Annotated in this window: 26 protein-coding genes; 21 read left to right on the plus strand and 5 right to left on the minus strand. The window is 41.6% G+C overall.

The window, feature by feature from the left end; translation table 11 throughout:
- The first annotated feature begins 189 nt into the window (after positions 1 to 189).
- The 4 genes from LRS05_RS01565 (at position 190) to LRS05_RS01580 (ending at position 3,026) form a co-directional block, all read left to right on the plus strand.
- Positions 190 to 612: a hypothetical protein gene (locus LRS05_RS01565; RefSeq protein WP_257866702.1), complete on the plus strand. Its 423-nt coding sequence runs from the start codon at positions 190 to 192 to the stop codon at positions 610 to 612.
- Between the two features lie 96 nt (positions 613 to 708).
- Positions 709 to 1,146 (plus strand): hypothetical protein, encoded by a 438-nt coding sequence (locus tag LRS05_RS01570; RefSeq protein ID WP_257866703.1) that lies wholly within the window; start codon positions 709 to 711, stop codon positions 1,144 to 1,146.
- 76 nt (positions 1,147 to 1,222) lie between these two features.
- Positions 1,223 to 2,242, plus strand: coding sequence for a tetraacyldisaccharide 4'-kinase (gene lpxK, locus LRS05_RS01575; RefSeq protein WP_257866704.1), 1,020 nt, complete (start codon positions 1,223 to 1,225; stop codon positions 2,240 to 2,242).
- The gene (locus LRS05_RS01580; RefSeq protein ID WP_257866705.1) at positions 2,214 to 3,026 is read left to right on the plus strand and encodes a purine-nucleoside phosphorylase; all 813 of its coding nucleotides are present in this window, start codon (positions 2,214 to 2,216) and stop codon (positions 3,024 to 3,026) included. Before lpxK ends, LRS05_RS01580 begins: the two co-directional genes overlap by 29 nt.
- Positions 3,027 to 3,506: 480 nt before the next feature.
- Here the strand turns inward: LRS05_RS01580 and LRS05_RS01585 are convergent, their stop codons facing one another.
- From LRS05_RS01585 to LRS05_RS01600, 4 genes are all read right to left on the minus strand, one after another.
- Complete coding sequence (locus tag LRS05_RS01585; protein ID WP_257866706.1) at positions 3,507 to 3,950, minus strand: TlpA disulfide reductase family protein; 444 nt, start codon at positions 3,948 to 3,950, stop codon at positions 3,507 to 3,509.
- A 33-nt stretch (positions 3,951 to 3,983) separates the two neighbouring features.
- Positions 3,984 to 5,537: a T9SS type A sorting domain-containing protein gene (locus tag LRS05_RS01590; RefSeq protein ID WP_257866707.1), complete on the minus strand. Its 1,554-nt coding sequence runs from the start codon at positions 5,535 to 5,537 to the stop codon at positions 3,984 to 3,986.
- A gap of 139 nt (positions 5,538 to 5,676) precedes the next feature.
- Positions 5,677 to 6,726 carry a cell wall metabolism sensor histidine kinase WalK gene (locus tag LRS05_RS01595; protein WP_257866708.1) on the minus strand — a complete coding sequence of 350 codons (1,050 nt, stop codon included), beginning with the start codon at positions 6,724 to 6,726 and terminating at the stop codon, positions 5,677 to 5,679.
- Positions 6,726 to 7,409 (minus strand): response regulator transcription factor, encoded by a 684-nt coding sequence (locus tag LRS05_RS01600; protein WP_257866709.1) that lies wholly within the window; start codon positions 7,407 to 7,409, stop codon positions 6,726 to 6,728. The genes LRS05_RS01595 and LRS05_RS01600 overlap by 1 nt, the downstream gene beginning before the upstream one ends.
- 181 nt (positions 7,410 to 7,590) lie before the next feature.
- Between LRS05_RS01600 and LRS05_RS01605 the strand changes: the two genes are divergently transcribed.
- From LRS05_RS01605 to LRS05_RS01640, 8 genes are all read left to right on the plus strand, one after another.
- Positions 7,591 to 8,223: a carboxypeptidase-like regulatory domain-containing protein gene (locus LRS05_RS01605; protein WP_257866710.1), complete on the plus strand. Its 633-nt coding sequence runs from the start codon at positions 7,591 to 7,593 to the stop codon at positions 8,221 to 8,223.
- 92 nt (positions 8,224 to 8,315) lie between these two features.
- On the plus strand, positions 8,316 to 10,346 hold the full coding sequence (locus LRS05_RS01610) for a TonB-dependent receptor domain-containing protein (RefSeq protein WP_257866711.1): 2,031 nt from the start codon (positions 8,316 to 8,318) through the stop codon (positions 10,344 to 10,346).
- 185 nt (positions 10,347 to 10,531) lie between these two features.
- Positions 10,532 to 11,668 (plus strand): hypothetical protein, encoded by a 1,137-nt coding sequence (locus tag LRS05_RS01615; protein WP_257866712.1) that lies wholly within the window; start codon positions 10,532 to 10,534, stop codon positions 11,666 to 11,668.
- A 136-nt stretch (positions 11,669 to 11,804) separates the two neighbouring features.
- A complete protein-coding gene (locus tag LRS05_RS01620) occupies positions 11,805 to 12,125 on the plus strand; it encodes a T9SS type A sorting domain-containing protein (RefSeq protein ID WP_257866713.1) in 321 nt (106 codons plus the stop codon).
- A 111-nt stretch (positions 12,126 to 12,236) separates the two neighbouring features.
- Positions 12,237 to 13,106 (plus strand): T9SS type A sorting domain-containing protein, encoded by an 870-nt coding sequence (locus LRS05_RS01625; protein ID WP_257866714.1) that lies wholly within the window; start codon positions 12,237 to 12,239, stop codon positions 13,104 to 13,106.
- Between the two features lie 166 nt (positions 13,107 to 13,272).
- Complete coding sequence (locus tag LRS05_RS01630; RefSeq protein WP_257866715.1) at positions 13,273 to 14,532, plus strand: hypothetical protein; 1,260 nt, start codon at positions 13,273 to 13,275, stop codon at positions 14,530 to 14,532.
- Between the two features lie 12 nt (positions 14,533 to 14,544).
- Positions 14,545 to 16,299, plus strand: a complete 1,755-nt coding sequence (locus tag LRS05_RS01635) for a T9SS type A sorting domain-containing protein (protein ID WP_257866716.1) — start codon at positions 14,545 to 14,547, stop codon at positions 16,297 to 16,299.
- A 77-nt stretch (positions 16,300 to 16,376) separates the two neighbouring features.
- A complete protein-coding gene (locus tag LRS05_RS01640; RefSeq protein WP_257866717.1) occupies positions 16,377 to 17,357 on the plus strand; it encodes an acyl transferase in 981 nt (326 codons plus the stop codon).
- A gap of 92 nt (positions 17,358 to 17,449) precedes the next feature.
- Here LRS05_RS01640 and LRS05_RS01645 read toward each other — a convergent pair whose 3' ends face one another.
- Positions 17,450 to 17,794 (minus strand): toxin-antitoxin system YwqK family antitoxin, encoded by a 345-nt coding sequence (locus LRS05_RS01645; protein WP_257866718.1) that lies wholly within the window; start codon positions 17,792 to 17,794, stop codon positions 17,450 to 17,452.
- 165 nt (positions 17,795 to 17,959) lie between these two features.
- Between LRS05_RS01645 and LRS05_RS01650 the strand changes: the two genes are divergently transcribed.
- The 9 genes from LRS05_RS01650 to nuoF all read left to right on the plus strand — a co-directional run bounded on the left by LRS05_RS01650 (position 17,960) and on the right by nuoF (position 25,736).
- Complete coding sequence (locus LRS05_RS01650) at positions 17,960 to 18,517, plus strand: hypothetical protein (RefSeq protein ID WP_257866719.1); 558 nt, start codon at positions 17,960 to 17,962, stop codon at positions 18,515 to 18,517.
- An 80-nt stretch (positions 18,518 to 18,597) separates the two neighbouring features.
- The gene (aspS, locus tag LRS05_RS01655; RefSeq protein WP_257866720.1) at positions 18,598 to 20,346 is read left to right on the plus strand and encodes an aspartate--tRNA ligase; all 1,749 of its coding nucleotides are present in this window, start codon (positions 18,598 to 18,600) and stop codon (positions 20,344 to 20,346) included.
- A gap of 116 nt (positions 20,347 to 20,462) precedes the next feature.
- Positions 20,463 to 20,660 (plus strand): cold-shock protein, encoded by a 198-nt coding sequence (locus LRS05_RS01660; RefSeq protein ID WP_257866721.1) that lies wholly within the window; start codon positions 20,463 to 20,465, stop codon positions 20,658 to 20,660.
- 258 nt (positions 20,661 to 20,918) lie between these two features.
- Positions 20,919 to 21,284, plus strand: coding sequence for an NADH-quinone oxidoreductase subunit A (locus tag LRS05_RS01665; protein WP_257866722.1), 366 nt, complete (start codon positions 20,919 to 20,921; stop codon positions 21,282 to 21,284).
- A 57-nt stretch (positions 21,285 to 21,341) separates the two neighbouring features.
- A complete protein-coding gene (locus LRS05_RS01670) occupies positions 21,342 to 21,893 on the plus strand; it encodes an NADH-quinone oxidoreductase subunit B (RefSeq protein ID WP_257866723.1) in 552 nt (183 codons plus the stop codon).
- Positions 21,894 to 21,901: 8 nt separating this feature from the next.
- The gene (locus LRS05_RS01675) at positions 21,902 to 22,429 is read left to right on the plus strand and encodes an NADH-quinone oxidoreductase subunit C (protein ID WP_257866724.1); all 528 of its coding nucleotides are present in this window, start codon (positions 21,902 to 21,904) and stop codon (positions 22,427 to 22,429) included.
- 21 nt (positions 22,430 to 22,450) lie between these two features.
- Complete coding sequence (locus LRS05_RS01680; protein WP_257866725.1) at positions 22,451 to 23,686, plus strand: NADH-quinone oxidoreductase subunit D; 1,236 nt, start codon at positions 22,451 to 22,453, stop codon at positions 23,684 to 23,686.
- A 137-nt stretch (positions 23,687 to 23,823) separates the two neighbouring features.
- Positions 23,824 to 24,366 carry an NAD(P)H-dependent oxidoreductase subunit E gene (nuoE, locus tag LRS05_RS01685; protein ID WP_257866726.1) on the plus strand — a complete coding sequence of 181 codons (543 nt, stop codon included), beginning with the start codon at positions 23,824 to 23,826 and terminating at the stop codon, positions 24,364 to 24,366.
- Between the two features lie 2 nt (positions 24,367 to 24,368).
- Complete coding sequence (gene nuoF / locus LRS05_RS01690; protein WP_257866727.1) at positions 24,369 to 25,736, plus strand: NADH-quinone oxidoreductase subunit NuoF; 1,368 nt, start codon at positions 24,369 to 24,371, stop codon at positions 25,734 to 25,736.
- The last annotated feature ends 45 nt before the right edge of the window (positions 25,737 to 25,781 follow it).

Here is a 25,781-nt window from a genome sequence, read left to right on the forward strand (position 1 = left end):
CAATCTTAAATTTGCAACTCATTGAAAATGAACACACAAATTAATATTATCGCTACAAATACTAAATTGTTGCATTATTCTTAAATTTTTTTGTTGTTTAATTAATTTATTCTTCTGTGTTTGCAAAACCAACAACAATTTTAAACTTATTTACGAAATGAAAAATTCAGGTTACTCCTTTGCGGATTGATGGTTGCAGGTTTTGCATTTACATCATGTAGCGACGATGATGGTGATGCTCCTGCACAACAAGCATCAATCACAGGAAAATGGTACTATGCTCAGCAAGGTACAAACTTTATGGGTCAGGATGTAGGATTTACCAACTATCCTTTCCATACACAAGGCTGTGAGAAAGACAACATGGTATTAGGTACTGATAACAGCTACAAAGAATATGAGTATGAAACTGCTGCAACAGGTTGTACAGAAGAAGAGGTTTTATCTTCAACATATACAATGGGTAACAGCAGCATTACTTTCGGAACAGGAGCAAGTGCTGATACATGGGAGATTGAATCAGTAACTGAAAACACAATGAGAATACGTCAGGCTCAAACTATGGAGGGCCAAACGTACTATGAAGTACAAACTTACACAAGACAACAATAATTGTTTGTGTTTTTTGAGTAAAAAGCTGCTTTCGGGCAGCTTTTTTTATGGCCTGTTCAATAAATATTTTAAGTTTGCAGAAATACTTAAATTGACATGAAAAAAATAAAATTATATCTATGTCTGTTATTTGCTGCGGTGCTTGCATCTTGCAGTGACGACAGTACCGAGCGCACAATTGCAGCGCAGCCACCCATTACAGGCAAATGGTATTATTCGCAACAAGGCCAGTCAATTGCAGGTGAAGATTTTCTGGTAAACTATACATTGCACACCGCCGGCTGTTCAAAAGACAATATTGTCCTCGGAACAGACAACAGCTACAGGATTAATGAATATAGCGAAGAAAATTGCCAGGAAATTTCAAACACATCCACCTATTCAGTCAATAATAATTTTATAACATTTGGCACAGGATCAAGTGCCAATACGTATGAAATAGAATCGGTTACATCTACTACCCTCAGGCTGCGCCAGGCAGAAGCAGTAAACGGAACTACCGAATATTGGGTTGAAACATTTACAAGAAATTAATTTTTTCTTGTTTCAGTAAAACTGCTTTCGGGCAGTTTTTTTATGGAATTTATTTTTAAAATGTACATTTGCTTTTATGAAGCAGCTTCGCCTATTGCTATATCCGTTTGCTATTATTTATGGCATTATAACAGGCATCCGCAACTGGCTATACAATAAGTCAATACTAAAATCATATGCATTTCCGCTCCCGGTAATTGCCATAGGAAACCTCAGCACCGGCGGCACAGGCAAAACCCCAATGACGGAGTACCTCATTAGGCTTTTAGGAGAAAACTACAGGCTCGCAACACTAAGCCGCGGCTATAAAAGAAAATCAAAAGGTTTCGTGTTGGGCAGTGAGGCTTCAGGGCCTGACATTTTGGGTGATGAACCTTACCAGTTTTACAGCAAATTTCCGAATGTACGCGTGGCGGTAGATGCCGACCGTGTAAATGGAATCACTAAATTAATTGCCTTAACTCCTCAACCGCAAGCAATTGTACTTGACGATGCTTACCAGCACCGACGTGTAAAAGCAGGATTTTATATATTGCTTACTGCATACGGCGATTTATATGTCGATGACCATATTTTACCTGCAGGAAATTTGCGCGAAAGTAAAACGGGCGCCGAAAGAGCTGATGTGATTCTTGTAACTAAATGCCCGGCAGGTCTTTCAGCAGCTGAGCAGCAACGCATTACATCAAAATTAAAGCTACAGCCTGGCCAGCAGGTGTATTTCACTACAATTGCTTATGACAGGCAGGTTTATAATGAAACAGTCAGGCTCAATGTTGAAGACATAAAGCATCAACCCAAAATCCTTGTGGCGGGGATAGCTAAGCCGGAGCCTTTTTTCAAACACCTTAAAATTGATGGTGATATTTTAAAGCAATACCCTGACCATCATGATTTTACACCGGATGAAATACAAGAACTAAATAACTTTAACCAATTAATAATCACTACTGAAAAAGACTATATGCGCCTTCGCGGGAAAGTTTCGAACGACCGGCTGTATTATCTTCCGATTCGTACGGATTTCTTAACGGGTAGTGATAAATTCAACGAAACTATTATAAATTATGTGGGAAAAAGTACAGGAAACCGTTAGCTATATCACTGAAAAAACTGGCTTTACACCAAGATACGGCGTTATCCTCGGTTCGGGCTTGGGGAGTTTTACCGAAGACATTGAAATTGAGCATACCCTGCCCTACAGCGAAATACCGAACTTCCCGACATCAACTGTCGAGGGGCATAAAGGTGCGCTCATTTTCGGTAAAATTGGCGGAAATAATGTAGTAGCCATGCAGGGGCGTTTTCATTATTACGAGGGTTACAGCATGACTGAAGTGACTTTCCCTGTGCGGGTTATGAAATTTTTAGGCGTAGAAAAACTTATTGTGAGCAACGCTTCAGGCGGGGTGAATCCGTTTTATAAAGTGGGCGATATTGTTTATATCTATGACCATATTAACCTGATGCCGGAACATCCGCTGCGTGGAAAAAACGATGAAAGGTTTGGGCCGAGATTTGTAAATATGGGTGAACCGTACAGCCGTAAAATGATTGCTAAAGCTAAAGAAATAGCCGTGAATATGGGCGTTGACGTGAAAGACGGCATTTACCTTGGGCTGCAGGGGCCAACTTTTGAAACGCTCAGTGAGTACCGCATGGTGAAAGTGCTCGGGGCCGACTGCGTGGGAATGTCAACCGTGCCGGAGGTTATTGTGGCGCGGCATATGAACATGGAAGTTTTCGGCATTTCGGTGATTACGGACATAGGGAGTGAAGATGCGATTGAAGAGATAAGCCATGATGAGGTACTTTTGGCTGCCCAAAGCGCTGAACCAAAGGTTCGGGGTATTATTAAAGAACTGATAATCAAATACTAAAAAATTTAGACTACTAAAGCTATCTTAATTTCCCACAAAGCAGTAATCCGCAGGCTGAAAAGTGTGCGGATTTTTGCTTTTATGGTATATACCCTATGCAAGGTAATCTAACACCTTAACATCTCTTTAACAGATATTATTTAGAACTATAGACATGACAATTATGCAGCCCCGTTTCTTCTCAAGAAAATAATCGATGAACGGTTAATTTTTGAACGGGTTTTGTAACGTGTTTCGAAAATTGCCGCCGTAACCTTGCAAAAAGTTTTGAAGTGAGTTTTGAGGAAAGGTTCTTTGAAATACTGATAAACTTTTAAAACACATAGATAACATAGCTATTCAAGCTGAAGTTATTCCGCAGAGATGCACAAAGAAGCACAGAGTTTCACAAAGGTCACTCTTCACTCAGCCGTCAGAGTGAAGCTGTCTCTAAGCTTGTTTAGTGCTATCAGTTAAGCCATTCATAATCTAAACCACGAGTTACTCAGCAAGATATTTATTTATCTCTTTGCGCAATTCTGAGCTGCCCGGCCTCGCGGCATCGGCATTTACAATATTTCCTTTTTTATCAATGAGCATATAGCGCGGTATCATTTTTATCTGCAACTCGGCAAACCGACCATCGCGCTTTATGTTCCAAAGATTGTATTTTTCCTGATGTATATTCTCTTTTTCTGAAGCTTTCTCCCAGTCGCTTTTATTCTTATCAGTAGAGATGTACATAAAAACCATTTGCTTGTCTTTCAGCTTTTCGTGCAGTTTTATAGATTTCGGTAACTCTTCGCGGCAGGGTTTGCACCAGCTGGCCCAAAAGTCGATGAGTATTACTTTTCCTTTATTTTCGGCAACAAGTTGTTCAAGGGATTTATCCTGCGCGTAGGAAGATGATATAAAAAGCAGGAGAAGCAGCGTAATGACTTTCATGATATTTTAAAATTTGCTGCGTTCACATATATTCTACAACCCCTTAGTAATCTTTTTAACCGCTGCCCCGGTATCGGTGTCAATAATAACATTATATATGCCTGGCATAAGGTTAACTGTAGAGATTTCAGTAATATTTTGGGCCGACACCGTAAAGATGTTTCTGCCGCTAATGTCACAAACAGATACTTTTTTTACCTCCTGCCCCGAATCAATATGCAATGTATTGCCCACCGGAACCGGATAAACACTGAGTGACTTTAAACCAGGTGTATTGGTAGACATAGCATTTTGTGAAAGACGGACAATCCAGAATCGTCTGCCGGCACTATTTGCTGTGTGGTTGTTTGATTCCAATCCCGGGCGGCCTATAGCTGCGAATTCTCCGTCACTTATTTCTACTAAATCATTAAGATAGTCCACGCTAAAGTCACCCCCAATGGCTTTCTGCCACTCCAGATTGCCGTTTCCATCAACTTTTATTACCCATCCGTTTTGCAAAGATGAAAGATATGTTGAAGCAAAATCTACCAATACCTGCCCATCATTAGACCATGATGATCCTGCAATTACATAGCCGCCGTCTATAGTTTGCCTTACTGAGTAAGCACGATCATCTCCCTGCCCACCGTAATTTTTCTTCCATTGCAAGTTGCCGTTATCATCAATCTTTATTGCCCAGAAATCAAATCCTCCAAAAGAGTTTTGCACGCTATTGTCTCGCCCATATCCAACTATCATATACCCATTGTCATTGGTCCGGATTATAGCTTCAGGACGGTTGAAGAAATTGGTGCCCGAATAAACAGAGCCGAAACATTTCGCCCACAAAATTATACCGGTCTCGCTAAGTTTGATCAACCAAAAATCTGATTCGCACGTACTGGGATTACGACACGTGACATTATTGTTTTCTGAAAAAGTTTCACCGGCAACTATCATGGTTCCGTCCGGGTTAACCACTAGTGATGTTGCGTTATCATCATCAGTGCCGCCATAAGTAAAACTCTGCTGTTTAATCCCGTTTTGATTTAGCCTGAGTATCCAGTAATCTCCAAGACCTTTATTTAAAAGCACATCACCATTCGATGAGCGTGACCAGCCGGAAACCACCAAATCTCCGGATGCGGTTTCTACAATATCTGACGCCCAGTCTTCATTGCTACCACCAAAATTGTATTCCCAGGATACCTGGCCTGCAGTATTTAGTTTAACAACCCATACATTAAAACTGGCACCAGCAATTGACTTTGTAGCAGCAAATGCATACCCGCCGTCACTGGTTTGAATAATTTTTGAAGGACTCTCATAGTATTGCCCTCCATAGCAATATGACCATTCCTTGTCAAAATTGGCGTTCACTTTAACTACAAATACATCAGGGCCGTTCACAAAATTTACCGCATCTTCATGAGCATTTTGTGCTGTGCCGGCAATAATAAAACCGCCGTCTGCTGTCTTTTCAATAGATATAGCCTCACCGCCCTGGCCGCCAAAATACTTATCCCATAGTACTTGGGGAGCCTGAGCATAGCATAGTGCAGTAATGAAAAGAAACAATAATTGTACGAAGTATTTTTTTACCATTTTAACAATATTTATTTGTTTATGCAACGCAATTTGTTTTACAAACATAAGTAATCGTATTGAAATATAAGCGTTTAAATTACATTTATAACCTAATACACTCTACGTGAAGCGCAGTATGGTAAGACAATATCCAAAGCTACTTCGCCGACTTCTCCAGCGTAAAAGAAAATTCAGAGCCTTTTCCGTATTCGCTTTCTACGTAAATTTTTTCGTCGTGCCCTTCAATAATGTGCTTTACAATGGCAAGACCCAGGCCGGAGCCGCCCTCGCTGCGGGCGCCGCTTTTGTCGACACGGTAAAAGCGTTCAAAAAGCCGTGGTATATGTTTTTTCTCAATACCCTCGCCATTGTCTTTTACACGGACGATGACTTTATTATTTACAAAGTCTTCAATGCTAACTTCGGTAGTGCCATGCTCACGGCCATACTTTATGGCATTTACCACCAGGTTTATAAGCACCTGCTGTATTTTTTCAACATCGCCATACACATATATGGGCTTAAGGTATTTTGCGTCAAACATCAGCATAATTCCTTTTTTATCAGCCTTCATCTCCAGCAGGTCAAACACGTTCTGCACCACCTCAACAATATTAAAGGTGGTATAGCTAAGGTTCAGGTCGCCCACCTCAAGTTTGGTTATCATGTCAAGGTCCTGTACAATATAAATAAGGCGCTCAACTCCTTTTTCGGCGCGCTGCAGGTATTTTTTTCGTAGCTGCTTGTCGCCCATAGCTCCGTCAAGCAACGTAAGCAGGTAGCCCTGCACAGTAAATAGCGGCGTCTTCAGCTCATGAGAGACATTCCCGAGGAACTCACGGCGGTACTCTTCGCGTATTTTCAGGGTTTCAATTTCAATCTTTTTATCCCGGGCAAATTTTTCTACTTCACGGGTAAGCGTAGCCATATCGGTAGTGATGCTCTTGTTGCGGAAAGAGCTGCTCTCGAGCAATGATACATCATCATAAATCTTCTTTACCCTGCGATAAATGAAATGCTCTACACGGTATTGCAGCATGAAAAACGCAAATACAAAAATGGCACCGGTAAAAGTGCCTATGACGTTCCATGTAAGTTCAGGAAAATAAAAGTATTGCATACCGGCCAGGAAACCGGCAGAGAAAATGGAGATGTATAATGCTGACTTTACAGCAAATTTGTAGGTTTTCTTAAATTTTATCGCCACTAAATCTCAAGCTTATAGCCCACCCCTTTTATAGTTTTAAACAGCTCATCGCCAATTTTTTCGCGCAGCTTGCGTATGTGAACATCTATGGTGCGGCCGCCCACAACCACTTCGTTGCCCCATACCTTATCAAGTATCTCTTCGCGCTTAAAGACTTTGCCCGGCTTGCTGGCCAGCAGGTAAAATAGCTCAAACTCCTTTCGCGGAAGCACAATCTCGCGGTCTTCAAGCATTATCTTATATTCTTCGCGATTCACTTCAATATTGCCCACGCGCAGTATGTCTTCTTTATTTTCATCTTCCTTAAGCCTGCGCAGTAATGCCTTTACTTTGCTTACCAGCAGCTTCGGCTTTATCGGTTTGGCAATGTAGTCATCAGCCCCGGCATCAAACCCGGCAACCTGGCTGTAGTCTTCGCTCCGCGCCGTAAGGAAGGTGATGATAACGTTGCTGAGCTCAGGTATTTTCCTGATGTTTTCACAGGCTTCCATACCGTCCATCTCGGGCATCATCACATCCATAATAATAAGGTGCGGAAGTTCTTTCTTAGCCTTAGTGATGGCCTCTTTACCATTTGATGCGGTAATTACCTGGTAACCTTCCTGAGAAAGGTTGTAGCCAACAATTTCAAGGATATCCTGCTCGTCATCAACCAGTAAGATCCTGATATCTTTTTTCTTCATAGATAAATGATATACGCTTTTAGGCCGTAAAGGTAAAGATAATACAAAATGAACAAACGGCTTAACTATTATTTAAATGACTTAACAATAAGATAAAGAACTGTAAATCTAAACGTAACACTTACGTAACACAGAATTTTGATGCGCGGGGTTTCTTTGCACAAAATTAAACAACACACTGATGAAACGCCAGATTTTATTTATCTTACTGCTTATCACAACATTAGGGTTTGCCCAGCAAAAGGGTACTCTAACCGGGACGATTACTGATAAAGACATGAACAACGAGACGCTGCCATTTGCCAGCGTTAGCATAAAAGGCACCGGCATTGGTGAAAACACCGATGAAAACGGAAAGTACAGCCTTGAAGTGCCTGCAGGCAGCCACGTACTTGTTATAGCCTTTATGGGATATGAAACGGTAGAAGTGCCGTTTACCATTGCTGCAGGCGAAACCAAAACCATAAACCGCAGCCTTACATCGGGCAGCGTTACCATGGAAGAGGTGGTGATACAGGCAACCGTAAACCGCGAAAAGGAAAGCGCCCTGTTGATGGAGCAGAAAAATGCTACAGAGATTAAAACTAATATAGGCGCACAAGAACTTACCCGTAAAGGTGTAAGCGATGCAGCGGCTGCCGTAACTAAAGTTTCAGGTATATCTAAACAGGAGGGCAACAGCGGCATATTTGTGCGCGGGCTGGGCGACCGCTACAACGGAACATTCCTTAACGGCCTGCCACTACCCTCAAATGAACCGGAGAACAAGAACATAGCCCTTGATCTTTTTCAACCGATATTATACAAAGCGTAGGCATTAATAAAAGCTTCACGCAAGAAATATACGGAGACATAGGCGGAGCGAATGTTGACATATTTTCAAAAGAACATAGTGGCAAAGGCAATATGGTAATTGAGATAGGCAGCGGGCTCAATGATAAAGCTTTCGGGTCTGATTTCAGGATTGCCAATAATGTAAAGAAAACCGGGTTTTATAATATTGAAACACCAACAACTACAAGAGCATACACTTTTGGTTCACGTTGGGCACCGGATACAGAGAGTAACCCTGTAAACGGCAACTTTAATATTGCCGGCGGTCAGTCTTTTGATATTAATGATGAAAGCCGCATAAGCTTTTTTGCCACTGCAGGCTATGGCAACGGCTACACTTACCGTAATGGCTTCCAGCGTATTGTGAGTAATGAAAATACAAATATCTTGGTTGACTTTTATAATGTAGACCGTTTTGAATTCAGCACCAAGACTACCGCCATGGCCAATGTGGTTTACCGTATTAATGCTAACCACACAATTAAGGCCAATTCGGTTTTTGTAAATGCTTCAAAAAGTTCAGTTAATGAGTATGATACATTTATAGGCCAGGGTGACGATCGATTTGAGTTTACGCGCCAGACACTTACTGACCAAAACAAGCTATGGGTAAACCAGCTTTTAGGAAAGCATATCATTAATGACCGGCTTGACCTTAACTGGGGTGGCTCTTACGCTACAGTAAATGCCGACCAGCCCGACAGGATTACCAGCAACCTGATACTTACTGACGGCAATTATACATTTAACAGCGCTGCACCCACTACAAACAATAGGTACTTTCAATATATTGATGAGAAAGAAATCGCAGCAAAGGCAATTTTTTCTTATAAAGTACTGAAAGCTGAAGACGAAATGTATAAGGGGAAGCTTACATTTGGATACAACGGAAGGATAAAAAGCCGTGATTTTGAGGCTACACAATTTAACTTTAGGATAGCGTCAGATAACAATTTCAGTGTTGATGAAAATAATATTGATACTTTTTTAAATGCTTCGAATCTGGGCATAACACAAAATCAGCCCAACACGTTCTATATACTTACCGGAAGGCTGCAAAGCCTCAGGCCGTTTACCTATAATGCGGATATGAACGTACATGCAGCAACCGCCGGGTTTGAACATAGCCTCAATGACAAGCTTACTTACACCCTAGGCCTTAGAGCAGAAAAGGTGCTACAGGAACTAGAGTGGGATACAAACTTCACGTTATCAGGTGTAGATTTTGATGATGCAACAATTGATAAGTTATATATCCTGCCTTCTGCAACACTCAAGTATGTGCTTAACGACAAACAGAATTTTCGCGCAGCAGCAAGCAAAACTTATACACTGCCACAATTTAAAGAAAAAGCGCCTTTCAGGTATGAAGGAGTTGGTGAAAACTCTGTGGGTAATCCTTTCTTAAAACCATCAGACAATTATAATCTTGATATTAAGTGGGAACTTTTCCCGGGCGGTGATGAGGTGATATCAGCAACAGCTTTTGGTAAATATATTGTAAATCCTATAAGTCAGGTTTTATTAAACTCAGTACTTAATGACAATACATTTGTAAATGCCGGAGGTTATGCTTATGTAGCCGGAGCAGAGTTTGAAATACGCAAAAACCTATGGAAGAGTGGTGAAGATGAGCGCCATGTGTTTTTGGGCGGCCTAAACTTTACTGTAATGTACTCACAGCAAGAGCTTGATTCAGACAAAGTGGCCAGCGATGCACAGGGTACACTTAGTGTTAACTTTAATGAAGATAAAGACGCGTTGCAGGGAGCTTCGCCTCTTATTGTAAACGCTGACCTTACATATAAAGTAAATAATGGGTTTGTTAAGCCTACTATATCACTTGTAGGAAACTATTTTCATGACAGGATTTATTCGCTTGGCTCATTCGGGCGTGGCAATATAGTAGAAAAAGGAATTCCAATATTAAACTTTGTATCAAACACTACCATCGGTGAGAAATTTACTGTAGGAGTAAATATTGAGAATATGCTTAACAGCCGTATAAGGAGGGTGCAGGAAAATGCAGGTGGGGATATTGATACCTTTAATTTTAGGGCAGGTGTAGATTATACACTTACACTTAAATATTCACTATTCTAAGATAATAACAATACACATAATAAGGCAGCTTTAGGCTGCCTTATTTATTTTATTAGGTGCATTAACTATTTAGTAACTATTACACATTATCACTTAAAGATTATATAACAATAGCTTAACGGCACAGCAATCACATAGCCTCATATTTGCACCATTAAACGTAAACAACATAAAAACTTTAAAAAATGAAAAAGCTACTATTAAGCCTGGCTGTTATTGCAGCAACTTTTACAAGCTGTTCAGATGATGACAACAACAACTCAAACAATGCTCCTGCAGAAGCAGTACTGCCAGATGAGATTACAGAAAACATGACGTTAAATGCAGGTACTGTATATACGCTTATGGGGCCTGTATACGTAAAATCTGGTGTAACACTTACTATACCGGCAGGTACACGAATAGAAGGATATGCTGAAGAAGATGCTGAAGAAGTTTCATTCCTTGCTGTGGAGACAGGCGGAAAAATTATAGCACAGGGCACTGCTGAAAACCCAATTGTTATGACTTCAAGTAAAGCTAATCCGCAACCGGGCGACTGGGGTGGGCTTGTAGTGTGCGGACTTGCACAAACTAACCTTGGTACAGGCGTATCAGCTGAAGTAACCGGCCTTACTTACGGAGGTACAAATTCTGCCGACAACTCTGGTGTTTATTCTTATATCGTTCTTGAATATGCAGGCGCGCTTATCAACCAGAATGCTGAATTTAACGGCTTTACTTTTTATGCAGTAGGTTCTGGCACTACAGTAAATAACCTTCTTGCTTATCAGGGGTCTGATGATGGTTTTGAATGGTTCGGCGGATCTGTAAACGCTACTAACCTTGCTGCAATTGGCTGCCAGGATGATTCTTTTGACTGGACAGAAGGCTGGAACGGAACTGTAACTAACCTTTATTCAGACCAGTCTGTAGCTACTGCTTTCTCTGCAGACAGCAGGGGTATTGAAGCAGACAGCAACCAAAACAATGAAACACAAGCGCCAATATCTAACCCGACACTTAAAAATATAACTCTTATAGGAAGAAATAACGCAGCTGTAACCAGCGAGGCAGGTATTATGCTAAGAAGAGGTACTAAGGGAATGATTGACAATGTTTATATCGCAAACTTTAAATCTACAGCTTCAGGAAGTTATGCTGTAAACTTTAGCGGTACAGGATCACAGGCACACTTTACAGCAAATCCTGTAACTAAGGTAAAACTGGTAAATAATACTGCCGATACAAATATTGCTGCAGGCATATCTATAGATGATAATGCTACAGGTGCAGGAAACGGCGCAACAGCCCCTACATGGATGGACTGGATGGGCCTATAAGCCACACTTTTAACTAATAATAACATTCATAGGTTACAATTAGGATTAAGTTAACTAAACCCCTCATTTTGAGGGGTTATTTTTTGGAATGATTTTTGAAATTTATTTTGTAGTTTTACCCCATCAATCAAAATCAATGGCAAAAAAATACTTTTATATAACCTTACTACTGTTTTTCTTTTCCGTTTTTGGCGCTGCGGCGCAAGAAGGAAAGAGCGAAAGCATAGACGGGCTCAACATCTACCCTAACCCCGTGAGCACCGGCAGGATATACATTACCTCAAAATCATCGCTTAACAAAGATGTTGAGATATATGATGTGCTTGGCAAAAAAGTAGTTACCGCCACGCTAACCTCGGCAAAAGAGCTGAACATTACCAGCCTTACACCGGGCGTTTACATCATTAAAGTAAAAGAAGGCGACGCTACAGCCACCAGGAAGCTGATAGTGAAATAGTTAGCTTTTTGTTAATCTGTGCTAATTTAATCATAAGTTTACATAGGAATATTTTTATAAAAAAAAATGTCCCTATCTTTGCTGCGTAATAAAATCATAAAAACAAAAAACATGAAAAAACTTTACATTATTGCAGCTGCTTTGTTAGTTGCTGTTACGTCACAAGCACAAGTTGTCATCAGCCAGGTTTATGGTGGTGGTGGAAATAATGGTTCAGTATATACGCATGACTTCGTTGAACTATTTAATAGAGGCAATGTCGCAGTTACGCTTACGGGGTATACGTTACAATACGCTTCAGCATCAGGTACTTTTGCACAAAGTAACTTACAAACACTTCCGACAATTACAATCCAACCCGGGAAATATTATCTGATCCAGCAAGCTCAGGGTAATGGCGGCACAACAGCTTTGCCTTCACCAGATTTAGTGCCAACCGTAGCCGATAATGGCGCAATTTTAGCTCTTTCTGGAACAAATGGTAAAATTGTTCTTGCTAGTAATAACACTTTAGTTACTGCGGTATCTGACGCTAATGTTGTCGACTTTGTTGGTTTTGGATCTGCTAACATTTACGAAGGAAGTTCAGCTGTGGCTGTTCTAAGTAATACAACAGCTGCTGTTAGAGCTAATAACGGATGTCAAGACACAAATGATAACGGTACCGACTTCGCTGTTACTGAACCTACTCCAAGAAATAGCGCTTCTCCTGCGAACGTTTGTGGCACTGCTAGTACAGAGAAAAACAACATCGCAGGCCTTAAGCTTTTCCCTAACCCACTTTCAGGAAACGTGCTTAATGTAACTTCAAACAGCAGCGCTGATAAAACTATCGCGGTGTATGATGTACTTGGCAAAAACGTACTAAACGCTAAGGTTACTAACGAGGCTGTAAACGTATCTGCTCTTAACAGCGGCGTGTACATTGTAAAAATAACTGAAGAAGGCAGAACCGCTACAAGGAAACTTGTTGTGAAGTAAGCTAACCTCTTTATAATGAGCTGAAAAGCACTTGCCACGGCAGGTGCTTTTTTATTTAAGCACCGTTTAGCGGTGCTTTTTTGTTTTTCATCGAGAATTAATAGTATGGTAACTTGTTCTTACAAATAAAGTCTTAGATTTCCTAATAATCTTAAACCTTACTATTATGACAATCAAGCAATTACTTTCGGGGATGTTCCTTACAGGAACGGTTTTTACAATGAGTGCTCAAACGAATGTTGCAAATGCAACAACCACTAGTGGAGGACTAGGTGCTGGAACAAATGGCTATAATACATTTTATGGCGCTAACGCAGGTACAAATACTACAAGTAACGACAACACATTTATTGGAAACGGGGCAGGCAATTATAATACTACAGGAACACAAAACACATTTGTTGGTATATTAGCAGGATTTGACTGCGATACGGGTAATAAAAATGTTTACGTGGGTTTCAATACTGGTGAAGGTAATACTGTCGGAAGTCAAAATGTATTAATGGGACACGAAGCAGGCCAGTCATTTACAGGTTCTAATTGTACTTTCTTAGGATACCGAGCAGGAAACGCTAGCTTTGGATTAAATAATGTATATGTAGGAGATAATGCAGGCGAAAATTCATCAGGCTCAGGTAATATATTTATTGGCAGTAATTCAGGTTTTTCTAGTTCCTCTGGCAATAGTAACCTATTTCTAGGAGTATATGCAGGCCTCAATAATACCGGCAGTAGCAATTTATTCTTTGGTAATAGTTCTGGTCAAGATAATGAAACAGGTTCTCAAAACACCTTTATCGGAATTAATACAGGAAGAGTTAATGCTACTGGGGCAAACAACGTTTATCTTGGTTATGCTGCAGGATCAGAAAATATAGGTTCTGGAAACGTTTTTTTAGGCTATTATGCTGGCGAACGAGAAAATAGTGCCAGCAACAAATTATATATTGAAAATGGCCAGTCAAATAAGCAACCCCTTATCTGGGGCGACTTCGCAGCTGATCTTTTAAAACTAAATGCTAAAGTGGGTATTGGCTTGGGTGCAGCGGCTTTCCCAACTGCTACGGGCGAAATTAATGTAAGCGGGTACAAGCTATTTGTAAAGGGTGGCATACTTACTGAGGAAGTGCGCGTAAAACTTGCCGCCGGTTGGGCTGATTATGTTTTTGACAATAGCTATTCTTTAAAACCTCTTGAAGATGTAGAATGCTTTATTGCTGAAAATGGCCATTTGCCTAATGTACCATCGGCAAAGCAAGTAGCCGAAGAAGGAATTGAATTGGGCGATATGGCGCGTATACAGCAGGAAAAGATCGAAGAGCTTACCTTATATGCCATACAACAGCAAAAGCAGCTTGACAAACAAGATGCTGAAATTAAAGTGTTGAAGGCAATGGTGCAGGAATTATTGGAAAAGAAACAATAATTTCAAACAACCATGAATAAATTATATATACTTATAGCCTTGTTGCTTTGCACGACGGGCTACACTCAGGATTTACAGAATGCCAAATGGTATTTTGGCGATGGTGCAGGCCTTGATTTCCTCCCTGATATTTATAATCCGACACCAGTTGTTAATGCCCAAAATAGTTTTGAAGGCTGTGCAACAGTATCAGATACCCAGGGGAACTTGTTATTTTTTAGTAACGGTTTACAATTGTGGGACGCAAATGAAAACATCATCACCAGTGCGTTAAAAGGAAATGGCTCAAGCACATCAAACGTTATCTTCGTTCCAAAACCTCGGGACAGCACACGATATTACGTAGTAACTATTGACGGTGCAAGCGGACTAAACAAAGGCTTGCACTATTCTGAAATCTCGACATCCGGAACTATCATCAGTCTGAACCAGTCGCTACTTGACCACAACGGCATCAAGATTGATGAAAATTATAACAGTATGTCTGAAAAACTGACATCGACAGTACATGCTGACGGTGAAAGTTACTGGATTATAGCACAGATAAAAGACAAAATATATTCATATAAAGTATCTAATACCGGTATTAACGCAACGCCTGTCAGTTCTGATGCGCCGGTTGATGTTGATGTGCCTCTAGGAGAATATCCGGGCATCGGGCATATTAAGGTAAGCCCTAACACACAACGCATTGGAGTTTGCTATAGTCACGGCATCACATTTCAGGGATTTCTTATTTTAGGTGATTTTAATTTTATTACCGGCCAGGCAGTTTTTGATAATAATACAATTACTGTTGCGGGGCAAACTCAATATTATGGCTTAGAATTTTCGCCGGACAGTAACTATGCTTTCTTTTCAACACAGACAGATATTAACGGTACTGCAGCCCAACGAGGCCCTGGCGACAATAAGCCTGATATGAATGTTTATTCTGTTAGTGCTGCAAAGTCTTCCCAAAGTATAAATCCTGAACTTGTGGGAAATATTACTTTAAGTGAAGAAGAAGAAAATCCCGAGATACTTAATGACGCGCCGTTACATGGCAGTTTGCAATTAGCTATAAACGGATACATTTATGCATCATCAACTTTTGGCTCTTATGTTATACAATTGTCTGTAATCACTAATCCAAACGATGGGCCTCTTGCTTATTTCGACCCACTTTCTGTGTTGGCAAGCCCGATAGAACAGCCTCGTATTATACGATTGGGACTTCCGCAATGGGTACATAATAATACAGGCAGGATTTGTCCGTTAAACATTGTGCTCGAAGGGCCCGATCTGATGGGCGACCACATTTACAGTTATACCGATTATATCCATACTCAAAATGGATATGAACTATATGGTAATCCTGTAATAATGAAAGCCGGAGATCATATTGTATTGGGTGACGACACATATATAGGTTGGGGAGGAGCAGATTTTTTGGCAATTATCAAACCTTGTGGCGAGCCTGTATATCCTGAACCGATATATGAAGTAAGCGAAAGACAATATGAAACAGCCTCAAAAATGAATAAGATAAATACTGTAATTATTTATCCTAATCCGGCTGAAGCCGTTGCAACAATAGTAGCCCAAAGTAATATAGATAGTATTAGCATATACTCTATTCATGGCAAAAAACTTTACAGTCAGAACATAATGGAAAAAAATATACAATATACTGTAGATGTCAGCAGGTTTGGCAAGGGTATTTATCTTGTAACCATTCAGACCGATACAGGAGAATCATTTACATCAAAACTTGTTGTGAAGTAAGCTTCTGCACAATACTCAAACATCCCGCCCACAAAGCGGGATGTTTTATTTTATACCTTTGCATAAATTAAATCCACGTGGTTTCAGCAGCTGACATCTTTACTATTTCCGGCAAGAAAGCATTCGATAAAATTGCATTAAAAGTGTTTCGCCACCAATATGCAAACAATATTGTGTACCGTGATTTTTGTAACCACCTTGCTAAAAGCCCAGAGAATGTTAAGTCTGTTGAAAGCATACCCTTTCTGCCTATACAGTTTTTCAAGTCGCACGAGGTATTGAGCAGTACAGAACACGTCCAGGAAATTTTTACCAGCAGCGGCACAACAGGCATGGCCACCAGCCGGCACCTGGTAACCGATGTAAGTTATTATGAGCAGAGTTTCAGGCTTGCGTTCTCACAGTTTTACGGCAATATCGAAGATTACACTGTTTTAGCGCTATTGCCATCTTATCTTGAGCGTGAGGGGTCTTCACTCATTTATATGGTGAATGACCTTATACAGCGTAGCAACAACCCTCAAAGCGGCTTCTACCTGAATAATTATCAAGAGTTGATTTCAAAACTCGAGAGTCTTGACGCTTCAGGGCAAAATGTATTGCTTATCGGCGTTACTTACGCACTGCTCGACCTGGTTGAGATGAAGCAGTTCAGCCTGAAAAATACTATTATTATGGAAACCGGAGGTATGAAGGGCCGTCGCCGCGAGATGATACGCGAAGAGTTGCACGATCAACTCTGTAAAGGCTTTGGCGTAAGTGAGATACATAGTGAGTATGGCATGACAGAATTGCTTTCGCAGGCCTATTCATTAGGTAACGGAATATTTGAGTGCCCTCCCTGGATGGATGTGCTTATCCGCGACCCTGAAGATGCGCTTACTTACATGGGCAATGGGCGAAACGGCGGCATTAATGTAATAGATTTGGCAAATATCAATTCATGTTCTTTTATCGCAACCCAGGATTTGGGCAAAAAATATGACAACCAGTCATTTGAAGTGCTTGGCCGTTTTGATAATTCAGATATACGTGGCTGTAACCTGATGGTGCTATAAAGCATTAAATAACAAGCACCACAAAACATTCTATTCAATAAAAAAGGCCGCCTCTTCTTGAGACAGCCTTTCTTAATAAAGCTTTTCAGAATTTATTTTACCACAACTGCGGTATTGCTCCAGGTTTTTACATCGGCAATCCTGCTGTTGCTGTAATCAACTTCGCTAAGCTGCGTGTCGCCCCAAAAGAACCACTTGCCGCACTTAACGCCGTCTTTATACTCACCCATGCCCAGCTTAGAGCCGTCTTCTTTAAATGATGTCCATTTGCCGTGTGGCTTACCATCTTTAAAGTAGCCTTCCTGACTTATATTTCCGTTATCATGGTAATAAGTAGCTTTTACAAGGTTGTTCTCTATTTCATATTTAGGTTTTACTTCCTGTGCAGATACAACACATGCTGACAGCAGCAAACCGGCTATAATAATCTTTTTCATATCAGTTTTGTGTTAAGGTTAAACATTTATATACACGAAGTTAGAAAATTAATTTACACTAACAATACATTTGCTTAACAATTTGGTAACATTAGAGAAAACTTAACATTGGAATGCAGTTTCTATAAGAAAAAGTCTACCTTTATAAGTAAACTTATATCGATAATGAAAAATGTACTGCCGCTGTTGGTGCTGATAATGACTTTTATCTCCTGCAGTAAAACCGAACCTGCCGAAACTGTAAATGTTGGCGGGCGCTATAGCCTTGACTTACCGAAATCGTTCAAAAAAGCTAAAGGCCTCAACCCTGAAGCGTCATTAGAATATATGGATGCTGCGAACAGGCTGTATGTTATTGTAATAGACGAGCAGAAAGATGCCGTTATTAATGCTATTGTTGAAAACGGGCTTGAAAACACTTATTCACCTGACCTGAATGGCTATTCACAGCTTTTGGCTGACACGATGAAGCCTAACCTTAAGGCAGGCACCATTGAACCTTTTAAAGACACTATTATAAACGGACTGAAAGCCCGGAAGACCGACCTCGAGGGTATTGTTGAAAACCTACGGATACATTATAAGCTTGGTGTGGTTGAAGGGAAAAATCGATTTTACCAGATAATGACCTGGACAGCGCCTGATGACTTGCAAAAGAATCAGGAAGAAATGCAGGCCATAATAAACTCCTTCAAAGAAACGGACAGAAGCGTTGCTAAATAGCTTCAGGCAAAATAAAGATTTCGCTTTACTCACCATAATTGCTAATAGTTGCTAAATTTGCACATCTTAAAATTTTGACGATGTACAGAAGCTATACCTGTGGGGAGCTTAACGCCACGCACATAGGCCGGGAAGTTACACTTGCCGGCTGGGTCCAGAAATCACGCAACAAAGGTTTTTTAATATGGGTTGACCTGCGCGACCGCTACGGCATCACGCAGCTAATATTTGACGAAAGCCGTACCGACAAGGCTGTTTTTGACCTTGCTGCTACCCTTGGCCGTGAGTTTGTGATCCAGGTGAAAGGCAATGTTATAGAGAGGGAGTCTAAAAACATGGCTATCCCGACCGGTGAGATAGAAATACTCGTTAGTGAGCTGAACATCCTCAACACGGCCATCACACCGCCATTTACTATTGAAGACGAAACTGACGGGGGTGAAGATATCCGCATGAAATACCGCTATCTTGACATCCGCCGTAACCCTGTAAAGAACAGCCTCTTGTTCCGCCATAAAGTTGCTATGGAAGTTAGAAATTATCTTTCTGCACAGGGCTTTATTGAGGTGGAGACACCCGTACTTATAAAATCAACTCCTGAGGGTGCACGTGACTTCATCGTTCCATCCCGCATGAATGAGGGCCAGTTCTATGCACTTCCGCAATCGCCGCAAACATTCAAGCAGCTGCTTATGGTAGGCGGCATGGACAAGTATTTCCAGATTGTAAAATGTTTCCGTGATGAAGACCTGCGTGCCGACCGCCAGCCGGAGTTTACCCAGATAGACTGCGAAATGGCATTCATTGAGCAGGAAGACATCCTGAATATGTTTGAAGGCCTTGCCTCTCACCTGCTTAAAGAACTGAAAGGTGTTGAGACAGGTAAATTCCCCCGCATGACGTATGATGAGGCGATGAAAAAGTATGGTAATGACAAGCCGGATATCCGTTTCGGGATGGAATTCGGTGAACTAAATGAAGTGGCACAGCATAAAGACTTTGCAGTATTTAACAATTCAGAGCTGGTTGTTGGTATTGCAGTGCCTGGTGCAGCTTCATACACACGTAAACAAATAGATGAGCTTATAGAATGGGTTAAACGTCCGCAGGTAGGCGCAACAGGCATGGTATATGCCAAATATGAAACCGATGGCTCAATAAAATCATCTGTAGATAAATTCTACGACCAGGCTGATTTACAGAAATGGGCTGAAATTACCGGTGCTAAACCAGGCGATCTTATATTGGTACTTTCAGGTGAAGCACACAAAACCCGGACACGCCTTAGCGCCCTGCGTATGGAACTGGCAACACGCCTTGGCCTGCGTAATCCGCAAGAATTCGCTCCGCTTTGGGTGCTCGATTTCCCACTGCTTGAGTGGGATGAAGAGTCTGAACGCTTCCACGCCATGCACCATCCGTTCACATCACCAAAACCGGAAGATATCGCACTATTGGAAACAAACCCGGGTGCAGTTCGCGCCAATGCCTATGACCTTGTGCTGAATGGTAACGAGATAGGCGGGGGTTCCATCAGGATACATGATAAAGCCACACAACAGCTTATGTTTAAATACCTTGGATTTAGCGAAGAGCAGGCCAAAGAGCAATTCGGCTTCCTTATGGATGCGTTCCAGTACGGTGCACCGCCACATGGCGGGCTTGCCTTTGGTTTTGACAGGCTTGTTGCCATACTGGGCGGACAGGAAACTATCCGAGACTTTATAGCCTTCCCTAAAAACAACAGCGGCCGCGATGTGATGATTGATGCCCCATCGGCTATTGAAGATGCACAATTACAAGAGCTGCATATAAAATTGAGAAGTTAAATTATTTATTAGGTTTTAAAAATCTTTGACAAAATTTAAAACTTTTTTAACAAGAAAGTTGTAAGCGTCATAATAAATTTTATCTTTACGCATTATTAATATTTTTTTATTACAGAATGCGAACAGGCAAAATTAAGTTTTACATTGAATCTAAAGGATATGGGTTCATAACTGATGACGAAACAGGACAAGATATTTTCGTTCACGCTACAGGCGTTAAGGCACAAAACCTTCGCGAAGGTGATGCAGTAAGCTATCAGGAAGAAGAAGGAAGAAAAGGTAAAGTAGCTGCTCAGGTAGAAGCTATAAGCTAATAGTACAATTGTACAGTATAAATTATACCGTTCTCTCACAGGAACGGTTTTTTTATGTTTTACCCCTTTTTACTACCATATTGTCATGTATTTTTAACAAATATTTAAAATAAATCATTCAAATTATCAAAAGGAAAAATTATTCTGAATCACTTGTTATTTAGAATAATTAAAAATTAAGTTAAGGACACGCTACATCGCATCATAGCTCAATTTTGCCATGTATATTTGTGAATTATTATAAAAAATTAAACTATCATGCAGACAAACCAGGTAGATTATTTCCCTATTTTCATGCAGCTTATATTGGCTGTAGGGTTTGTAGCAGGCACCATTGCAGTATCAAACATGCTTGGGCCTAAACGCAGCTCTCTTAATAAAGACAAGAACTTTGAGTGCGGTATAGAATCTGTTGGTAATGCCCGGATTCCGTTCTCAGTGAAGTATTTTCTTGTAGCCATCCTTTTTGTGCTTTTTGATGTTGAAGTAATATTTATGTACCCATGGGCGGTTAATTTCCGTGATATGGGGTTTGAAGGACTGCTGAAGATGGGCATTTTTATGTTGCTGCTTGTAGTAGGCTTTTTCTATGTAATGAAGAAAAAAGGCCTTGAGTGGGAATAAAGCATTGTTGGGTATGCTTTTTGCATTATATACCTGATAATCAAACTAAATTACAAAATGAGCGATAAATCTGATATTAAAATGGCTGATACCCCCGAAGGTTTTGAGGGTAATGGCTTTTTTGCAACAAAACTTGATACCGTAGTGGGTTTGGCGCGTGCCAACTCGCTATGGCCTTTGCCGTTTGCAACATCATGCTGCGGTATTGAATTTATGGCTACCATGGCATCGCATTATGATGTGGCGCGTTTCGGTTCAGAGCGTATGAGTTTCTCACCCCGCCAGGCTGATATGCTTTTGGTTATGGGCACGATTGCCAAGAAAATGGCGCCTATCCTCCGCCAGGTGTATGAGCAGATGAGTGAGCCGCGTTGGGTTATCGCCGTTGGAGCGTGTGCATCATCAGGCGGTATATTTGATACCTATTCTGTACTTCAGGGTATTGATAAGGTAATTCCGGTAGACGTTTACGTACCGGGGTGCCCGCCAAGGCCCGAGCAGATACTTGACGGCATCATGAGGCTTCAGGAAATGGTAAAAACAGAATCTGTAAGGAGAAGGAGCTCACCTGAATACCAGGAACTTCTTGCTTCATATAATATTTCTTAAATCAAGACATGGCTTTAGACACGGCTATAATCCAGGAAAAACTTTCAGACAAATTTGGTGATAAAGTAACCGGCTTCATTCAGCAAAAAGATATTTTTTCTTTTGAAGTTGATGCTGAAATCTCCAATGATGCAATGCGCTTCCTAAAAGAGGACCCGGTACTGCGCTTCAACTTTCTTACTGATGTTTGCGGAATACATTACCCAGACAATGAAAAAGAAAGGCAGTTTGCAGTAGTATACCACATGCATAACTGGTTTGATAATATCCGCATCAAATTCAAGTGTTTCCTAAACGGGGATAATCCTGAGATTGAATCGGCTACCAACCTTTTCCTTGGGGCTAACTGGCAGGAGCGTGAAACATATGATTTTTACGGAATAGTGTTTAAAAACCATCCGCAGCTGAAGAGGATACTGAATATGGATGAGATGACGGTGTTCCCGATGCGTAAGGAATACCCCCTTGAAGACGGCGGGCGTACGGATAAAGACGACAGGTTCTTTGGCCGCGTAACCGATAATGCAACTAATTAAACGTAATAATAAAGATATATAATGTCAGACCTGTTATTACCACCGGAGCACCGCTACGCCAAAATGATTGAGGCGAAGAAGAATGATGACGGCAGCGAGCTCTCTATACTGAACCTTGGCCCTACCCACCCTGCCACACATGGTATCTTCCAGAACATCCTCCTTATGGATGGCGAGAGAATACTTGACGGCGAAGGCACCGTAGGCTACATACACCGCGCTTTTGAGAAAATTGCCGAAAACAGGCCGTTTTACCAGATAACACCGCTTACCGACAGGATGAACTACTGTTCATCTCCTATCAATAACATGGGCTGGTGGATGACCCTTGAAAAAGCCCTTGATATTGAGGTGCCGAAAAGGGTGCAGTACATGCGTGTGATTATTATGGAACTAGCACGTATAGCCGACCATATCATCTGCAACTCAGTACTGGGTGTTGATACAGGAGCGCTTACGGGCTTCCTTTACGTTTTCCAGTACAGGGAAAAAATATACGAGATATACGAAGAAATATGCGGCGCGCGTTTAACAACGAACATGGGCCGTATTGGCGGTTTCGAAAGGGACTGGAGCCCTGCTGCATTCAAAAAGATACACGACTTTCTTGAGGAGTTCCCATCAATCTGGACGGAGTTTGAAAGCCTGCTTACCCGTAACAGGATTTTTATGGACCGTACCATTGATGTAGGCCCTATCTCTGCTGAGAAAGCTATGAGCTATGGCTTTACAGGCCCTAATCTTCGTGCTGCCGGTATAGATTATGACGTACGCGTGATGTCGCCGTACAGCTCATACGAAGATTTTGAATTTGACGTGCCGGTAGGTAAGTCAGGCGATACATATGACCGTTTTTGCGTGCGTAATGCAGAAGTTTGGGAAAGTTTGAAGATAATCCGCCAGGCAATTGACAAAATGCCTGAAGGGCCTTTCCACGCGAATGTACCGGACTATTATCTTCCTCCGAAAGAAGAGGTTTATAACAATATGGAAGCGCTTATCTATCACTTTAAGATAGTGATGGGTGAAGTGCCTGTACCAAAAACTGAAGTATACCATGCTGTAGAAGGCGGTAACGGCGAGCTTGGCTTTTACCTGATTACCGACGGTAGCCGCACGCCATACAGGCTGCACTTCCGCAGGCCGTGCTTCATTTACTACCAGGCGTTTAATGATATGGTTCGCGGCCAGATGCTTAGTGACGCTATTGCAACATTATCAAGCCTCAACGTGATTGCAGGCGAATTGGACGCGTAAGAGTTATTTTAAATTATAAATTTTGAATTTTGAATTGTTTGCAAACACTTTAAGTTCAATAGTAGGTATTTTCAGAATGAGTTTGATTCCGGGTTTTACATTTAAAATTTAGAATTCAAAATTCAAAATAGAAAAAAATGGAGATAAGTAACGTACATCAGGAAATAAATTTTACAGAAGCTTTGCTTAACCGCATTGCCGAGCTGATAAGCCATTATCCTGAAGATAAAAGAAAAGCGGCATTGCTTCCGGTGCTTCACGAAGTGCAGGATGCTCACAACAACTGGCTGAGCATTCCGTTGCAGGACAAAGTTGCTGAAATGCTGGAAATACAGCCGATCGAGGTTTATGAGGTAGTGTCTTTCTACACTATGTTCAATCAAAAGCCTATAGGCAAATATATGTTTGAATTTTGCAGGACATCATGCTGTGCAGTCCGCGGTGCTGAAGACCTTATGGATTATACCTGCAATAAGCTTGGCGTGCAGGAAGGCGAAGTTACGCCGGACGGTATGTTCCAGGTGGTAGGCGTTGAATGCCTAGGCGCATGCGGCTATGCACCAATGATGCAGCTTGGTGACTATTATAAAGAGCACCTGACTAAAGAAAAGGTTGATGCTATTATAGATGACTGCCGCGCCGGAAAAATAGATTTACACAAACAGGCCATTACTGAATAACAATGGGACAAAAGATATTATTAGAGAAAGCGCATGTGCCGGGAATCCGCACCTACGAAGTGTATCGCCGTGAAGGCGGCTACCGCTCTGTAGAGAAAGCGCTGAAAAGCATGACGCCTGATGAAGTGGTGGAAGAAGTAAAAACCTCAGGGCTTCGCGGCCGTGGCGGTGCAGGCTTCCCTACCGGAATGAAGTGGAGCTTTATCGATAAAAAATCAGGCAAGCCAAGGCACCTGGTTTGTAACGCCGATGAGTCAGAGCCGGGAACATTCAAAGACCGCTACCTCATGGAGTTCATCCCGCACATCCTCATCGAGGGGATGATCACATCGAGCTATGCACTGGGCTGTAACCTGTCATATATCTACATCCGTGGCGAATATATGTGGGTTTTCCGCATACTTGAAAATGCGATTAAAGAAGCCTATGCAGCCGGTTGGCTGGGTAAAAACATATTGGGTACAGGCTATGACCTTGACCTGCACGTACACTGCGGCGCCGGTGCGTATATTTGTGGTGAAGAGACTGCGCTTATCGAGTCGCTTGAAGGCAAAAGGGGTAACCCGCGCATTAAGCCGCCATTCCCGGCGGTGAGCGGGCTTTGGGCTAATCCTACGGTTGTAAACAACGTTGAGTCTATTGCAGCTGTGCCGTGGATTGTGAACAATACCGGCGCAGAATATGCTAAAATAGGCATCGGCCGCTCTACAGGAACTAAACTTATATCAGCATCAGGGCATTGCAAAAACCCGGGCGTGTATGAAATAGACCTTGGCCTTAGTGTTGACGAGTTCATGAACTCTGACGAATACTTAGGCGGAATGATGGATGACAGGCCGTTGAAGGCATTGGTACCGGGCGGTTCGTCTGTGCCTATCCTTCCTGCCAATCTTATATTTAAGACAGCAGAAGGCAACGACAGGCTTATGACATATGAGTCACTTTCTGAAGGCGGTTTTGCATCAGGCTCAATGCTTGGTTCAGGCGGGTTCATCGTATATAACGACACCACGTGTATCGTACGTAATACCTGGAACTTCTCGAGGTTTTACCATCATGAAAGCTGTGGGCAGTGCTCACCGTGCCGCGAAGGTACCGGCTGGATGGAGAAAGTGCTTCACCGTATAGAACACGGGCATGGCCGCGAAGAAGACATTGAATTGCTTTGGGATATACAGCGCAAGATTGAGGGTAACACTATATGTCCATTAGGTGATGCGGCAGCATGGCCGGTGGCGGCAGCTATACGCCATTTCAGGGACGAGTTTGAATTCCACGTAAGATACCCTGAAAAAATTAAAAACAGAGACCACTTTGTGGCCGAGCCTTGGGAAAAGGTGAAGCACATGGTAGCTAAGGAAGTAGTATAATTTAAGTTATAAAGTTAGAATGTTGAAAGTTTGAAAGTTCTATCG

Origin of the sequence: Flavobacterium sp. J372, from assembly GCF_024699965.1 — a bacterium.
Lineage (GTDB): Bacteria > Bacteroidota > Bacteroidia > Flavobacteriales > Flavobacteriaceae > Flavobacterium.

Bases quoted from the DNA above. Each gene is read 5' to 3' on its own strand.
- LRS05_RS01610 (WP_257866711.1), top strand. From the start codon at position 8,316: ATGGTAATTGAGATAGGCAGCGGGCTCAATGATAAAGCTTTCGGGTCT.
- LRS05_RS01630 (WP_257866715.1), top strand. From the start codon at position 13,273: ATGACAATCAAGCAATTACTTTCGGGGATGTTCCTTACAGGAACGGTT.
- LRS05_RS01600 (WP_257866709.1), bottom strand. From the start codon at position 7,409: ATGAAGAAAAAAGATATCAGGATCTTACTGGTTGATGACGAGCAGGAT.
- LRS05_RS01570 (WP_257866703.1), top strand. From the start codon at position 709: ATGAAAAAAATAAAATTATATCTATGTCTGTTATTTGCTGCGGTGCTT.
- nuoF (WP_257866727.1), top strand. From the start codon at position 24,369: ATGGGACAAAAGATATTATTAGAGAAAGCGCATGTGCCGGGAATCCGC.
- LRS05_RS01650 (WP_257866719.1), top strand. From the start codon at position 17,960: ATGAAAAATGTACTGCCGCTGTTGGTGCTGATAATGACTTTTATCTCC.
- LRS05_RS01620 (WP_257866713.1), top strand. From the start codon at position 11,805: ATGGCAAAAAAATACTTTTATATAACCTTACTACTGTTTTTCTTTTCC.
- lpxK (WP_257866704.1), top strand. From the start codon at position 1,223: ATGAAGCAGCTTCGCCTATTGCTATATCCGTTTGCTATTATTTATGGC.
- LRS05_RS01605 (WP_257866710.1), top strand. From the start codon at position 7,591: ATGAAACGCCAGATTTTATTTATCTTACTGCTTATCACAACATTAGGG.
- aspS (WP_257866720.1), top strand. From the start codon at position 18,598: ATGTACAGAAGCTATACCTGTGGGGAGCTTAACGCCACGCACATAGGC.
- nuoE (WP_257866726.1), top strand. From the start codon at position 23,824: ATGGAGATAAGTAACGTACATCAGGAAATAAATTTTACAGAAGCTTTG.
- LRS05_RS01635 (WP_257866716.1), top strand. From the start codon at position 14,545: ATGAATAAATTATATATACTTATAGCCTTGTTGCTTTGCACGACGGGC.
- LRS05_RS01585 (WP_257866706.1), bottom strand. From the start codon at position 3,950: ATGAAAGTCATTACGCTGCTTCTCCTGCTTTTTATATCATCTTCCTAC.
- LRS05_RS01625 (WP_257866714.1), top strand. From the start codon at position 12,237: ATGAAAAAACTTTACATTATTGCAGCTGCTTTGTTAGTTGCTGTTACG.
- LRS05_RS01670 (WP_257866723.1), top strand. From the start codon at position 21,342: ATGAGCGATAAATCTGATATTAAAATGGCTGATACCCCCGAAGGTTTT.
- LRS05_RS01580 (WP_257866705.1), top strand. From the start codon at position 2,214: ATGTGGGAAAAAGTACAGGAAACCGTTAGCTATATCACTGAAAAAACT.
- LRS05_RS01680 (WP_257866725.1), top strand. From the start codon at position 22,451: ATGTCAGACCTGTTATTACCACCGGAGCACCGCTACGCCAAAATGATT.
- LRS05_RS01565 (WP_257866702.1), top strand. From the start codon at position 190: ATGGTTGCAGGTTTTGCATTTACATCATGTAGCGACGATGATGGTGAT.
- LRS05_RS01675 (WP_257866724.1), top strand. From the start codon at position 21,902: ATGGCTTTAGACACGGCTATAATCCAGGAAAAACTTTCAGACAAATTT.
- LRS05_RS01665 (WP_257866722.1), top strand. From the start codon at position 20,919: ATGCAGACAAACCAGGTAGATTATTTCCCTATTTTCATGCAGCTTATA.
- LRS05_RS01660 (WP_257866721.1), top strand. From the start codon at position 20,463: ATGCGAACAGGCAAAATTAAGTTTTACATTGAATCTAAAGGATATGGG.
- LRS05_RS01645 (WP_257866718.1), bottom strand. From the start codon at position 17,794: ATGAAAAAGATTATTATAGCCGGTTTGCTGCTGTCAGCATGTGTTGTA.
- LRS05_RS01615 (WP_257866712.1), top strand. From the start codon at position 10,532: ATGAAAAAGCTACTATTAAGCCTGGCTGTTATTGCAGCAACTTTTACA.
- LRS05_RS01590 (WP_257866707.1), bottom strand. From the start codon at position 5,537: ATGGTAAAAAAATACTTCGTACAATTATTGTTTCTTTTCATTACTGCA.